Below are 13,881 nucleotides of genomic sequence, written 5' to 3' on the forward strand. Positions count from 1 at the left end.
GCGTGAGGCGATTGCCGGGGATATTACTGCTCACTGGAGCCGCATTCGTTGTCATCGCAGCGCTGCTGGTCAGTGGACTGCGCCTTGCGTTACCTCATCTTGATAGCTGTCGTCCAGCCATTCTTGGCAAGATTGAATCCGCTACAGGTCTACCTGTTTCCGCCAGTCAGCTTTCTGCCAGCTGGCAAAATTTCGGTCCTACGCTTGAAGCGCGTAATATCCATGCGCAGCTAAAAGATGGGGGAGAATTTTCGGTAAAACGCGTCACGCTGGCGCTGGATGTCTGGCAAAGTTTGCTGCACATGCGTTGGCAGTTTCGCGATCTCACCTTTTGGCAACTGCAGTTGCGCACCAATACTCCTATCCAGCGTAGTGAAGGCGGAGATGGAATTGAAACCGACCATCTCAGCAATCTCTTCCTGCGTCAGTTTGATCATTTCGATCTACGCGACAGTCATATCAGCTTTATAACCCTCTCAGGTCAACGTGCTGAACTGGCGATCCCACAGCTTACCTGGCTGAACGGTAAAAATCGGCATCGCGCCGAGGGTCAGGTCAGCCTCTCCAGCCTGACCGGACAGCACGGCGTTATGCAGGTGCGTATGGATCTGCGTGATGACGAAGGGCTATTGAATAACGGTCGGGTCTGGCTGCAGGCAGACGACATCGACGTCAAACCATGGCTGGGCAAATGGATGCAGGATAATGTCGCGCTACAAACCGCGCGTTTTAGCCTGGAAGCATGGATGACGATCAGTAAAGGCGTCGTTTCTGGTGGCGATGTCTGGCTGAAAAAAGGTGGAGCAAGTTGGCTGGGTGAAAATCGTACGCACACGCTCTCCGTCGATAATCTGACAGCGCACATCAGCCGTGAAGAGGCGGGCTGGCAATTCTTTATTCCCGATACTCGTATTACCATGGATGATAAACCCTGGCCGAGCGGTGCATTAACGCTGGCCTGGATCCCTGAGCAGGAAGTCGGTGGCGAGAATAACAAACGCAGCGACGAGTTACGCATTCGCGCCAGCAATCTGGAACTGGCCGGATTAGAAGGGCTACGTCCGATGGCGTCCAGGTTGTCACCAGCGTTGGGTGATATCTGGCGGGCCACGCAGCCAAGTGGCAAGATCGATGTGTTGGCGCTGGATATCCCGTTACAGGCGACAGAAAAAACCCGCTTCCTGTCATCGTGGACCGATTTGGCCTGGAAACAGTGGAAGTTGCTGCCGGGGGCAGAACATTTCTCGGGTACGCTTGCGGGTAGCGTTGAAAATGGGGCGCTCACCGCCTCCATGAAGCAAGCCAAAATGCCGTATGAAACTGTCTTCCGCGCGCCGCTGGAAATAGAGAACGGCGTGGCGACGCTAAGCTGGCTGAAAAATGATAAAGGTTTTCAGTTAGATGGGCGCAACATCGATGTTAAAGCGAAAGCGGTACGCGCGCGCGGTGGTTTCCGCTATCTGCAGCCCACTGGAGATGAACCGTGGTTAGGCATTCTGGCTGGCATTAGCACCGACGACGGCTCTCAGGCTTGGCGCTATTTCCCGGAAAACTTGATGGGCAAAGAGCTGGTTGACTACCTCAGCGGCGCTATTCAGGGCGGCGAAGCGGATAACGCCACGCTGGTGTATGGCGGTAACCCGCATCTGTTCCCGTATCTGCACAACGAAGGGCAATTTCAGGTTCTGGTGCCGCTACGTAACGCGAAATTTGCTTTCCAACCCGACTGGCCTGCGCTAACCGATCTCAATATTGAACTGAACTTCATTAACGATGGTCTGTGGATGAAGACGGATAGCGTCAATTTAGGCGGCGTGAAGGCCAGTAACCTGACGGCTAATATTCCCGACTATGCTAAAGAAAAACTGCTGATTGATGCCGATATCAACGGGCCGGGCAAGGCGGTCGGACCTTATTTTGATGAGACGCCGTTGAAGGACTCCCTCGGCGCTACGCTTGAGCAGTTGCAGATTGACGGCGATGTGAATGCTCGCTTACATCTGGATATTCCGCTAGACGGCTCGCTGGTTACCGCCAAAGGCGATGTCAACCTGCGTAATAACAGCCTGTTTATTAAACCGCTCGACAGCACGCTGAAGAATTTGAATGGTAAATTCAGCTTTATCAACGGCGATCTGAAGAGCGAGCCGATGACGGCGAACTGGTTTAATCAGCCGCTGAACGTCGACTTCTCCACCACCGAAGGGGCGAAAGCCTATCAGGTCGCCGTGAACCTGCAAGGCGACTGGCAGCCAACCCGCATGGGGATTTTACCGGCGCAGGTCAACGATGCCTTAAGCGGCAGCATGGCGTGGAATGGCAAGGTGGGTATCGATCTTCCGTATCATGCCGGACCGACCTACGACATTGAGCTAAAAGGCGACCTGAAGAATGTAAGTAGTCACTTACCTGCTCCGCTGAATAAGGCAGCCGGTGAGGCATTACCGGTGAACGTTAAGGCCAACGGCAATCTGCGCAGTTTTGAACTGACCGGCAACGCGGGCAGTAAGAACCACTTTAACAGCCGCTGGTTGCTGAATCAGAAACTGACGCTTGACCGCGCAATCTGGACGTCGGAAAGCCGCACCGTGCCCGCGTTACCCGATCAGCAAGGTATTGAGCTTAACCTTCCCCCTATGGATGGCGCGCAATGGCTGGCGTTGTTCCAGAAAGGCGCAGCAGATAACGTTGGCACCAACGCCAACTTCCCGCAGCGCATCACGGTGCGTACGCCATCGTTATCCCTGGGCGGTCAGCAGTGGAATAACTTGAGTATCGTGTCTGAGCCTGCGAGCAATGGCTCCATCGTGCAGGCGCAGGGACGTGAAATTAATGCCACGCTGGCTATGCGCAATAATGCGCCGTGGCTGGCCAATATTAAGTATCTTTATTACAACCCCAGCGCGGCGAAAGCATCGCCGACGAAAGCACCACTGAATAGTACTCCAGCCTCGCCGTTTTCCGCCGTGGACAACGTCAGCTTCCGCGGCTGGCCGGATGTTCAGTTACGCTGTGCCGAGTGCTGGATGTGGGGACAGAAATATGGGCGTATTGATGCCGATGTGGCGATTAAAGGCGACACGCTAACGCTGAGTAACGGTCTGTTGGATACAGGCTTTGCCAGACTGACCACCGATGGCGTGTGGGTGAACGCGCCGGGCAAAGAACGAACGTCACTGAAGGGTAAACTGAGCGGCAGTAAAATTGACTCTGCTGCCAGTTTCTTTGGCGTATCGACCCCGATTCGTAACTCTTCGTTCAACGTGGAGTATGACCTGCACTGGCGTAACCCGCCATGGGATCCAGATGAAGCTTCGCTGAATGGGATTTTGCGTACCCGGTTGGGCAAAGGTGAGCTTACTGAACTCAGCACCGGACATGCGGGGCAACTATTGCGACTGCTGAGCTTTGATGCGTTGCTGCGTAAACTGCGTTTTGATTTCAGCGACACCTTCAGCGAAGGTTTCTATTTCGACTCGATTCGCAGCACGGCCTGGATCAAAGATGGCGTGATGCATACCGATGACACGCTGGTGGACGGTCTGGAGGCAGACATTGCGATGAAAGGCTCGGTGAACCTGGTACGCCGGGAGCTGGATATGGAAGCCATTGTCGCGCCGGAAATTTCTGCCACCGTAGGCGTTGCCGCTGCGTTTGCTGTCAATCCGATTGTCGGCGCGGCGGTGTTTGCTGCCAGTAAGGTTCTGGGACCATTGTGGAGCAAAGTGTCGATTCTGCGCTATCGCATCACCGGTCCGGTCGATAAGCCGCAGATTAACGAAGTTCTGCGTCAGCCGCGCAAAGAAAGCCAGCAATAATTTGACGGGGGCGAGTAATTGCCCCAATCTCAACATAGATCCTCTACCGCAGTCCGTAGGCCGGATAAGGCGTTCACGCCGCCATCCGGCATTGAAGTGCCTGATGGCGACGCTGGCGCGTTTTATCAGGCCTACAACAGTAACTAATGAGTAGCAAAACGATGAGTCTGAACCTGGTAAGTGAACAATTGCTAGCGGCAAATGGCCTGAAACATCAGGATCTGTTTGCCATCCTGGGCCAACTGGCCGAACGCCGTCTTGATTACGGCGATCTCTATTTTCAGTCGAGCTATCACGAATCCTGGGTTTTAGAAGACCGCATCATTAAAGATGGTTCTTACAATATCGATCAGGGCGTTGGCGTGCGCGCCATCAGCGGCGAAAAAACAGGGTTTGCCTATGCAGACCAGATTAGCCTGCTGGCTCTGGAGCAGAGTGCTCATGCTGCCCGTACTATCGTGCGTGACAGCGGTGACGGCAAAGTAAAAACGCTGGGAGCTGTGGAGCATCAGGCGCTTTACACCTCGGTTGATCCCCTGCAGAGCATGAGCCGCGAAGAGAAACTGGATATTCTGCGCCGCGTAGACAGCGTGGCGCGTGCCGCCGACAAGCGCGTCCAGGAAGTAACCGCCAGCCTGACCGGTGTTTATGAACTGATCCTGGTAGCAGCGACCGACGGTACGCTGGCCGCTGACGTTCGCCCGCTGGTACGCCTGTCCGTAAGCGTACAGGTGGAAGAGGACGGTAAACGCGAGCGCGGCGCCAGCGGTGGCGGCGGTCGTTTTGGCTATGACTATTTCTTGGGCGACCTTGATGGTGAAGTTCGTGCTGACGCATGGGCGAAAGAAGCCGTACGCATGGCGCTGGTTAATCTCTCTGCGGTAGCTGCGCCTGCTGGTACGCTGCCGGTAGTACTCGGCGCTGGCTGGCCTGGCGTTCTGCTGCATGAAGCGGTCGGTCATGGTCTGGAAGGTGACTTTAACCGCCGTGGTACCTCGGTATTCAGCGGTCACATGGGTGAGCTGGTAGCGTCAGAACTGTGCACCGTTGTGGATGATGGCACAATGGCGGACCGTCGTGGCTCTGTGGCTATTGATGATGAAGGCACACCGGGTCAGTACAACGTGCTGATCGAAAACGGTATTCTGAAAGGCTACATGCAGGACAAACTGAATGCGCGCCTGATGGGCGTCGCGCCGACGGGTAACGGTCGCCGTGAATCTTACGCGCACCTGCCGATGCCACGTATGACCAACACCTATATGCTGCCGGGGAAATCTACGCCGCAGGAAATCATCGAATCCGTTGAATACGGTATTTATGCGCCTAACTTCGGCGGCGGCCAGGTGGATATCACCTCCGGAAAATTTGTGTTCTCTACGTCTGAAGCATATCTGATTGAAAACGGTAGAGTCACCAAACCGGTGAAAGGCGCGACGCTGATTGGCTCTGGTATCGAAGCGATGCAGCAGATTTCGATGGTGGGTAACGACCTGAAACTGGATAACGGGGTTGGTGTGTGCGGTAAAGAAGGGCAGAGCCTGCCGGTGGGCGTGGGCCAGCCGACGCTGAAGGTGGATAACCTGACGGTGGGTGGTACTGCATAACATCATGATGTATGCCCGATAAGCACCAGTGCCATCGGGCATCTTGCCGGATGCGGCGTCAACGCCTTATCCGGCCTACACTTTTTTATTTCTCTTTTCCCCGACCGTACATTCCCTGAAACAGCTGCGCTACATCGACAAAATAGTCTGTCAGATAGTTAATCACCACCTGCACCTTGAGCGGCAATTTGTCTTTTTCGGTATACAGCGCATAGACCGGACGCGGATCCGACTGGTAGCGGGGAAGCAGTATCTCCACTTCGCCACGATTGATCTCATTGATCACCCACATCAGCGGTACATAGGCAATGCCCGCGCCTGCGGCCAGCCAGCGCACCAATGTCATCGGATCGTTAGTCACAAAACGGCCCTCAGGGATCAGACGGGTGGAAATTCCTTCCGGAGCGATAAGCTCGAATTCATTATCCGGGCGCACGCTGTATTCCAGCCACGAGTGGTTGCTGAGATCGGCGGGTTTCTCCGGGACGCCAAACTGTGCGAGATAGCTTTTTGCCGCGCAGACCACCATCGGCATAGCTCCCAGACGGCGTGAAAACAGGCTGGAGTCCTGCAACGCGCCGACGCGGATAACCACGTCCAGACCATCAGCGATTAAATCCGGGGCCGGGATGCCGGTCACCAGATTTACCGTTAATCCCGGATACTCTTTCAGCATCGTGGCGGTTAATCCGGCGAGGACATTTTGTGCCATAGTTGAAGAACAGCCAATGCGCAGGGTGCCGATGGGCGTGTTGTTAAAGGCATAGAGTTGCTCGTGAACATCCTGCGCTTCGTGCAGCATTCTCCGGCAGCCCTGATAATAAATTTTACCGGCTTCAGTTAGCCCAATGCTACGCGTGCTGCGGTTTAGCAGCTTGACTTGTAGTTCATCTTCCAGCTTTGAGACCGTCTGGCTTATCGATGAAACGCTCATTTGTAGCTGTCTTGCGGCGGCGGTGAAGGAGCCCATTTCGACAACTTTGGCGAACACCGACATACGTTTTAATCGTTCCATTGTTCACTCTGGCTTAAAAGTGATTTAGATCACATAATATAGATAACAGCATAACAGTTACGTTAATATATTATTATTCAAATAACGGCTATGTCGCTCTCGCCTGGCTCATCCTTGCCCTTCTCTGCGGTGACATACGCTAGAAAATCTATCATCTGCACTCTCTTACGTTACCAAGGTCAACATGAGTCTGTTTCCCGTTATCGTGGTGTTTGGTCTGTCCTTCCCACCGATTTTTTTCGAATTACTTTTGTCACTGGCGATTTTCTGGCTGGTGCGCCGGGTGCTTGTTCCGACTGGCATCTATGATTTTGTCTGGCATCCGGCTCTGTTTAACACCGCGCTGTATTGCTGTCTGTTCTATTTAATAACGCGCCTGTTCGTTTGAGGTTGAAGTGAAAACACTAACAAGAAAACTCTCCCGCACGGCCATTACCGTGATACTGGTCATTCTGGCCTTCATCGCTATTTTTCGCGCATGGGTGTTCTACACCGAGTCGCCGTGGACGCGTGATGCGCGTTTCAGCGCCGATGTCGTCGCGATTGCGCCGGATGTTGCGGGCCTTATTACCAACGTTAACATCCATGATAACCAACTGGTGAAAAAGGATCAGATCCTGTTCACTATCGACCAGCCACGCTATAAGAAAGCCCTCGAGCAGGCCGAAGCTGACGTGGCCTATTATCAGGTACTGGCGCAGGAAAAACGCCAGGAGGCCGGTCGTCGTAACCGACTGGGCGTGCAGGCTATGTCTCGTGAAGAGATTGACCAATCAAACAACGTCCTGCAAACCGTATTACACCAGCTTGCGAAGGCACAAGCGACCCGCGACCTGGCGAAATTAGATCTGGAACGTACCGTTATCCGCGCGCCAGCAGACGGCTGGGTGACTAACCTGAACGTTTATAGCGGCGAATTTATCACGCGCGGTTCCACGGCGGTGGCATTGGTCAAACAGCATTCTTTCTATGTGCTGGCGTATATGGAAGAAACCAAACTGGAAGGCGTCCGCCCTGGGTATCGCGCTGAAATCACCCCGCTTGGCAGTAATAATGTGCTGAAGGGCACGGTTGATAGTGTGGCGGCTGGCGTAACGAATGCCAGCAGCACGAGGGACGCCAAGGGTATGGCGACCATTGATTCCAATCTTGAATGGGTGCGTCTGGCGCAGCGTGTGCCGGTGCGAATTCGTCTTGATGAGCAGCAGGGAACCTTGTGGCCTGCCGGGACGACTGCGACCGTCGTCATTACCGGCAAGCAGGATCGCGATGCCAGCCAGGAATCTTTCTTCCGTAAAATGGCGCACCGCCTGCGCGAGTTTGGTTAATCGCGATGGGTATTTTCTCCATTGCCAACCAGCATATCCGCTTTGCGGTAAAACTGGCCTGCGCGATTGTACTGGCGCTGTTCGTTGGCTTTCACTTCCAGCTTGAGACCCCGCGCTGGGCGGTGCTGACCGCGGCCATTGTGGCTGCAGGTCCGGCCTTTGCCGCTGGCGGAGAACCTTATTCAGGTGCTATCCGCTATCGCGGCATGTTGCGTATTGTCGGGACATTTATCGGCTGTATTGCCGCCCTGATCATTATCATCAGCATGATCCGCGCCCCGCTATTGATGATCCTGGTGTGTTGTATCTGGGCCGGTTTTTGTACCTGGATCTCGTCGTTAGTGAAGATCGAAAACTCTTATGCCTGGGGGCTTTCAGGCTATACGGCGCTGATCATCGTCATTACTATCCAGGCTGAACCGCTGCTGACGCCGCAATTTGCGCTCGAACGCTGTAGTGAAATTGTGATGGGTATTGTCTGTGCCATTGTTGCCGACCTGCTCTTTTCGCCCCGTTCGGTGAAACAGGAGATTGATGTCGAACTGGATAGCCTGCTGGTGGCGCAATATCAGCTTATGCAGCTGTGCATTAAGCATGGCGACAGCGAGGAAGTGGACAAAGCCTGGGGAGATTTAGTCCGGCGTACGGCGGCGCTGGAAGGCATGCGTAGTAACCTGAATATGGAGTCCTCGCGCTGGGTGCGGGCTAACCGCAGACTCAAGGCATTGAATACGCTGTCGCTTACGCTTATCACACAATCCTGCGAAACCTATCTTATTCAGAATACCCGACCAGAACTGATCACCGATACCTTCCGCGAGTTGTTCGATACGCCGGTTGAAACGGTACAGGATGTCCATAAACAGCTGAAGCGGATGCGTCGGGTGATTGCATGGACCGGTGAACGTGACACACCTGTCACAATTTACACCTGGGCCGGGGCGGCAACGCGCTATCTGTTACTTAAACGTGGAGTTGTCAGCAACACCAAAATTAGCGCTATCGAAGAAGAGATCCTGCAAGGTGAACCGGTGGTGAAAGTGGAATCTGCCGAGCGTCACCATGCGATGGTTAACTTTTGGCGCACCACGCTTTCTTGTGTGCTGGGAACCTTATTCTGGCTGTGGACCGGCTGGACATCCGGCAGCGGCGCAATGGTGATGATTGCGGTCGTCACCTCGCTGGCAATGCGTTTACCCAACCCGCGCATGGTGGCGATAGATTTTATCTACGGTACGTTGGCGGCGTTACCGCTCGGGGCACTCTATTTCCTGGTGATTATCCCTAATACGCAGCAAAGCATGTTGTTGCTGTGCCTGAGCCTGGCAGTGCTGGGATTCTTTCTGGGGATTGAAGTACAGAAACGACGGCTGGGTTCGATGGGGGCGCTGGCCAGCACCATTAATATCATCGTGCTGGATAACCCGATGACCTTCCACTTTAGCCAGTTCCTGGACAGTGCGCTGGGGCAGATTGTTGGCTGCATGTTGGCGTTTATCGTTATTCTGCTGGTGCGTGATAACTCTCGTGACAGAACGGGTCGTGTGTTGCTCAACCAGTTTGTCTCGGCGGCGGTTTCAGCGATGACCACCAACGTGGTACGTCGTAAAGAAAACCACCTCCCGGCGCTTTATCAGCAGCTGTTTTTGCTGATGAACAAATTTCCGGGCGACCTGGCGAAGTTTCGCCTGGCGCTGACCATGATCATCGCGCATCAGCGCCTGCGCGATGCGCCGGTGCCGGTAAACGAAGATCTCTCCGCATTCCATCGCCAGCTTCGACGCACTGCCGATCGCGTGATTTCTGCAGGAAATGACGACAAGCGCCGACGCTACTTTAGCCAGTTGCTGGAAGAGCTTGAGATCTATCAGGAGAAATTAATCATCTGGCAAGCACCACCACAGGTGACCGAGCCGGTAAAACGACTCAGTGGGATGTTGCACAAATACCAGCATGCGCTGGTCAGTAATTAAGAGTTGAAAACCGACGCTAAAAGCGTCGGTTTTTTTATGGCTATACTTACCTGAAAATGCGAGAGACCCCTACATATTGGCGGTCTGTAGAGTGGCTGGCGTCGGGATGGTGGCTATAGATGAATATCTATACATTTGATTTTGACGAGATAGAAGACCAGGGTGATTTCTATCGCGAGTTTACGCGCACGTTCGGTCTCGCCAGGGAGAAGGTGGTTGATTTAGATTCTCTGTGGGAGGTGGTTATCGGGGAAGTTTTACCGTTGCCGCTGGAGATTGAATTTGTCCATTTACCGGACAAGCTGCGCAGGCGATACGGCGCGCTGATTTTACTGTTCGATGAAGCGGAAGAAGAGCTGGAAGGGCAGTTGCGTTTTAACGTTCGTCACTCAATGTAAGACATAAAAAAGCCCCCGGCAGGCGGGGGCAAGTCGTCGGACTTAGACGACGAGGGTTTATTTGTAGAGTTCTGCAGTAGCGTGCCAGTGAGCACCTTCACGGAGTTCTGTGACGCGATAGCTGCTGGCGCCTGCTTTTTCAGCCTTAGCGGCGATGGCTTGACGCATGTCCATTGGTGAACTACCGATCTGAGATACGGAGATGCTACCCATAGATTGCAGATTCTGTGCTTCTTGTGAGTTCACCTGAGTAACCGCGGCACTTGCACCGAAGGAGAGAACAGAAAGAAGGCTTAAGGTTGCAATAGTAGTTTTGATTTTCATGATATTTACCTCGTCGAATTCTTTTATAGGGGTCTACGTTTCGTGACCCTCATCACAAAATCAAGTATACACTAATAACCTGATAAATTAATACCACGCTAATTGTTTCCATGGGTAGTAAGTGTTAAGAAAAATATTCTTTATAACCAAATGGAATTAAAAAGAGCGTTTCGAACATTTTAAAAGAAATAAATTAAATAAAATCAATTGGATATGGTTTTTTGCAAAATGTGCGTTTTTAAGCCTTCATATTCACTATGTGAATGGTTTTTGACGGTTAAACGCACCATTTGTTAAATGCATAGCAGTTAAGAATAGACGGAAGGGGGTAGAAAGAGAGTGTTTTCCCCCGCCGCGAGGCGACGGGGAGGCGGTATTACAGTTCTTGTTCGAACAGTTCCAGAATGGCTTCGTACAGATCTTTTACCGTAAAACCCTTAGCTGGGGTGGTGAAGATGGTATCGTCACCGGCAATCGTACCCAGGATACCTTCCGCTTTCCCCAATGAGTCCAGCAGACGTGCAATCAACTGAGCAGCGCCAGGACTGGTATGAATAACCACGACCGCATCGTTATAGTCGATATCCAGCACCAGATTTTTCAGCGGACTGGAGGTCGTAGGCACGCCCAGCTCCGCCGGAAGGCAGTACACCATTTCCATTTTCGCATTGCGGGTACGCACGGCGCCAAATTTGGTCAGCATGCGTGAAACCTTGGACTGATTGATATTATCAAAGCCCTGATCCTGCAATGCGAGGACGATTTCGCCTTGAGAGCTGAACTTTTCTTCTTTAAGCAGCGCTTTAAACGCCTTTACTAATTCTTCTTGTTTTGCCGAGCTTCGCATAAGTCACCCGTAATATGGCGGTAGAAACAACATTATTGTGCATACAGATGAATTTTTATGCAAACAGTCTGCCTTGTTCAAGGCTGAAATAATGTTATGAAAGAGCGGAATTTTATCAAATTTCGTTATCAAGAAACATGCCTGTGTCACGGCTCGCAAATAAGGTTAAAAGTAAATTAAATGTTATCAAATTGATGTTGTTTTGAGAGGTGGGTAGGGTATATTGTCAGCACCTGTTGGAAAGTTGCTCTACTGTGCGGGTGGTTTTGAATTACGTAACTTAGGTTTTATTTTACGTAAGTTAAATGCATAAAAGCCAAATTTGCGTGACTACGCATTCTTGACGCGTGGTTGTTGTATTCGTTGGATTTGTGAATTAAGGTCGCCGCCGCGGAGCAATAGACACTTTGCTTATCAATATAATAAGGAGTTTAGGATGAAAGTTGCAGTCCTCGGCGCTGCTGGTGGTATCGGTCAGGCGCTAGCATTACTGTTAAAAACCCAACTGCCTTCAGGTTCAGAACTCTCCCTGTACGACATCGCTCCAGTAACGCCTGGTGTGGCCGTTGATTTGAGCCATATCCCTACTGCTGTGAAAATCAAAGGCTTCAGTGGCGAAGACGCTACCCCTGCACTGGAAGGTGCTGATGTAGTACTGATCTCCGCGGGCGTCGCACGTAAACCGGGTATGGATCGTTCTGACCTGTTCAACGTTAACGCCGGTATCGTGAAGAATCTGGTGCAGCAGGTTGCTAAAACCTGTCCGAAAGCATGTATCGGTATCATCACCAACCCGGTGAACACGACAGTTGCTATCGCTGCAGAAGTCCTGAAAAAAGCAGGCGTATACGATAAGAACAAACTGTTTGGCGTGACCACGCTGGACATCATCCGCTCCAACACCTTTGTTGCGGAACTGAAAGGCAAGCAGCCTGGCGACGTTGAAGTCCCGGTTATTGGCGGCCACTCTGGCGTGACCATTCTGCCGCTGCTGTCACAAATTCCTGGCGTAAGCTTCACCGAGCAAGAAGCAGCTGACCTGACCAAACGTATCCAGAATGCGGGTACTGAAGTTGTGGAAGCTAAAGCCGGTGGCGGTTCTGCAACCCTGTCTATGGGTCAGGCCGCAGCACGTTTCGGACTGTCACTGGTTCGCGCACTGAGCGGCGAAAAAGGTGTGGTTGAATGTGCTTACGTTGAAGGCGATGGCCAGTATGCTCGCTTCTTCTCTCAGCCGCTGCTGCTGGGCAAAAACGGCGTAGAAGAGCGTCAGTCTATCGGCAAGCTGAGCGCGTTTGAACAAGCTGCGCTGGAAGGTATGCTGGATACGCTGAAGAAAGATATCACTCTGGGCGAAGAGTTCGTTAAGTAACGAACTGCCCAAAAGTAAAAAACCGGAGCACTTGCTCCGGTTTTTTTATATCCGTATTAGTTGGTCGCCGGATATTCCTGAATCGTGACCTGCAGCGTCAACTGCTTGTCATCGCGCATCACGACCACGGAGATAACTGAACCTGGTCGAATCTCTGCCACCTGGCCCATCGTTTCCAGCGCAGATACCGCCGGTTTGTTATTGACCGAGATAATCAGATCGTTAACCTGAATACCTGCCTGCGCTGCCGGACCGTCCGGGGCTACTTCGTTAACCACAATCCCCTGAATTTGATCCATTCCGCCGCCCTGGGCGTGCAGTGGCGCAATTTCTCGGCCGCTGATGCCGATATAGCCGCGAATCACGCGCCCGTCACGAATCAGCTTATCCATGATTTTGGTTGCCAGCTGAAAAGGAATAGCAAAGCCGATCCCTTCCGGGGTTTCGCCATCGTTGCTCTTATCAAATGACAGGGTGTTAATACCCATCAACTCGCCCAGCGAGTTGACCAGCGCGCCGCCGGAGTTACCGTGGTTGATGGAGGCATCGGTTTGCAGGAAGTTTTGCCGCCCCGTCGGGTTCAGGCCAATACGACCGGTGGCACTGATAATCCCCTGAGTGATGGTTTGCCCGAGGTTGTACGGGTTCCCGATGGCGAGAACCACATCGCCAATGTGCGGTACGCGTTTGTTATTAATCGGAATTGTCGGCAGTCCACCAGTGGCGTTGATTTTCAGCACCGCAAGGTCGGTTAACGTATCAGACCCCACAAGCAGCGCTTCAAATACGCGACCGTCCTGCAATGCGACGATGATTTGGTCGGCATCGTTAATGACGTGCTTATTGGTAATGATGTAGCCGCGCTGATCCATGATAACGCCTGAGCCGAGCGTGCGGATCTCAAGCTGGTTATGCGCTGTGCTGTTCATACTGCGGTTATAAACGTTAACGACGGCAGGTGCTGCACGGCGAACCGCCGGGTTATAGCTGGCGGGCGTTTCATCTGCACTGTCGAACTGCGGTGCGGTAAGCGTATTAATTTTGCGCAGCGAGGGCATCGCGGCCAGCAGAATAGCGCCGACGATTAAACCAATCGCGACCGAACGTAAAAGCTTCACAAACATGATGGCGGCGTCATTAATAAAGGGAACGGCTGCAGCATATCACGAGTTTACCGGACATCACACGAGGGGCTGATG

General features: G+C 52.7%; 11 protein-coding genes. 7 read left to right on the top strand and 4 right to left on the bottom strand.

What is annotated here, in order from left to right:
- Positions 1 to 2 precede the first annotated feature (2 nt).
- Together yhdP and tldD are read left to right on the top strand one after the other, a co-directional pair.
- Positions 3 to 3,818 carry an AsmA2 domain-containing protein YhdP gene (yhdP, locus tag OGX67_RS23870; RefSeq protein ID WP_286527657.1) on the top strand — a complete coding sequence of 1,272 codons (3,816 nt, stop codon included), beginning with the start codon at positions 3 to 5 and terminating at the stop codon, positions 3,816 to 3,818.
- A 161-nt stretch (positions 3,819 to 3,979) separates the two neighbouring features.
- Entirely contained in the window at positions 3,980 to 5,425 is a 1,446-nt protein-coding gene (tldD, locus tag OGX67_RS23875) for a metalloprotease TldD (protein WP_044701339.1), read from the top strand.
- Positions 5,426 to 5,510: 85 nt separating this feature from the next.
- On the opposite strand, the gene aaeR is transcribed toward tldD, so the two are convergent.
- Positions 5,511 to 6,440 (bottom strand): HTH-type transcriptional activator AaeR, encoded by a 930-nt coding sequence (gene aaeR / locus OGX67_RS23880; protein ID WP_071697443.1) that lies wholly within the window; start codon positions 6,438 to 6,440, stop codon positions 5,511 to 5,513.
- A gap of 184 nt (positions 6,441 to 6,624) precedes the next feature.
- Between aaeR and aaeX the strand changes: the two genes are divergently transcribed.
- From aaeX to OGX67_RS23900, 4 genes are all read left to right on the top strand, one after another.
- A complete protein-coding gene (aaeX, locus tag OGX67_RS23885) occupies positions 6,625 to 6,828 on the top strand; it encodes a p-hydroxybenzoic acid efflux pump operon protein AaeX (protein ID WP_003025177.1) in 204 nt (67 codons plus the stop codon).
- Between the two features lie 7 nt (positions 6,829 to 6,835).
- Positions 6,836 to 7,768, top strand: a complete 933-nt coding sequence (gene aaeA, locus OGX67_RS23890) for a p-hydroxybenzoic acid efflux pump subunit AaeA (protein ID WP_003025174.1) — start codon at positions 6,836 to 6,838, stop codon at positions 7,766 to 7,768.
- Positions 7,769 to 7,773: 5 nt separating this feature from the next.
- The gene (aaeB, locus tag OGX67_RS23895) at positions 7,774 to 9,741 is read left to right on the top strand and encodes a p-hydroxybenzoic acid efflux pump subunit AaeB (RefSeq protein ID WP_003025171.1); all 1,968 of its coding nucleotides are present in this window, start codon (positions 7,774 to 7,776) and stop codon (positions 9,739 to 9,741) included.
- Between the two features lie 119 nt (positions 9,742 to 9,860).
- The gene (locus OGX67_RS23900) at positions 9,861 to 10,139 is read left to right on the top strand and encodes a barstar family protein (protein ID WP_003025168.1); all 279 of its coding nucleotides are present in this window, start codon (positions 9,861 to 9,863) and stop codon (positions 10,137 to 10,139) included.
- 57 nt (positions 10,140 to 10,196) lie between these two features.
- Here the strand turns inward: OGX67_RS23900 and yhcN are convergent, their stop codons facing one another.
- Positions 10,197 to 10,463, bottom strand: coding sequence for a peroxide/acid stress response protein YhcN (gene yhcN, locus OGX67_RS23905; protein WP_003025165.1), 267 nt, complete (start codon positions 10,461 to 10,463; stop codon positions 10,197 to 10,199).
- Between the two features lie 376 nt (positions 10,464 to 10,839).
- A complete protein-coding gene (argR, locus tag OGX67_RS23910) occupies positions 10,840 to 11,310 on the bottom strand; it encodes a transcriptional regulator ArgR (protein WP_003025162.1) in 471 nt (156 codons plus the stop codon).
- A gap of 436 nt (positions 11,311 to 11,746) precedes the next feature.
- Between argR and mdh the strand changes: the two genes are divergently transcribed.
- Entirely contained in the window at positions 11,747 to 12,682 is a 936-nt protein-coding gene (gene mdh / locus OGX67_RS23915; RefSeq protein WP_003025158.1) for a malate dehydrogenase, read from the top strand.
- A gap of 56 nt (positions 12,683 to 12,738) precedes the next feature.
- Here the strand turns inward: mdh and degS are convergent, their stop codons facing one another.
- On the bottom strand, positions 12,739 to 13,806 hold the full coding sequence (degS, locus tag OGX67_RS23920; RefSeq protein ID WP_286527660.1) for an outer membrane-stress sensor serine endopeptidase DegS: 1,068 nt from the start codon (positions 13,804 to 13,806) through the stop codon (positions 12,739 to 12,741).
- Between the last annotated feature and the right edge of the window lie 75 nt (positions 13,807 to 13,881).

The organism is Citrobacter sp. Cf118 (genome assembly GCF_030334095.1).
Lineage (GTDB): Bacteria > Pseudomonadota > Gammaproteobacteria > Enterobacterales > Enterobacteriaceae > Citrobacter > Citrobacter freundii.

Bases quoted from the DNA above. Each gene is read 5' to 3' on its own strand.
- tldD (WP_044701339.1), top strand. From the start codon at position 3,980: ATGAGTCTGAACCTGGTAAGTGAACAATTGCTAGCGGCAAATGGCCTG.
- aaeR (WP_071697443.1), bottom strand. From the start codon at position 6,440: ATGGAACGATTAAAACGTATGTCGGTGTTCGCCAAAGTTGTCGAAATG.
- aaeX (WP_003025177.1), top strand. From the start codon at position 6,625: ATGAGTCTGTTTCCCGTTATCGTGGTGTTTGGTCTGTCCTTCCCACCG.
- aaeB (WP_003025171.1), top strand. From the start codon at position 7,774: ATGGGTATTTTCTCCATTGCCAACCAGCATATCCGCTTTGCGGTAAAA.
- OGX67_RS23900 (WP_003025168.1), top strand. From the start codon at position 9,861: ATGAATATCTATACATTTGATTTTGACGAGATAGAAGACCAGGGTGAT.
- yhcN (WP_003025165.1), bottom strand. From the start codon at position 10,463: ATGAAAATCAAAACTACTATTGCAACCTTAAGCCTTCTTTCTGTTCTC.
- argR (WP_003025162.1), bottom strand. From the start codon at position 11,310: ATGCGAAGCTCGGCAAAACAAGAAGAATTAGTAAAGGCGTTTAAAGCG.
- mdh (WP_003025158.1), top strand. From the start codon at position 11,747: ATGAAAGTTGCAGTCCTCGGCGCTGCTGGTGGTATCGGTCAGGCGCTA.
- degS (WP_286527660.1), bottom strand. From the start codon at position 13,806: ATGTTTGTGAAGCTTTTACGTTCGGTCGCGATTGGTTTAATCGTCGGC.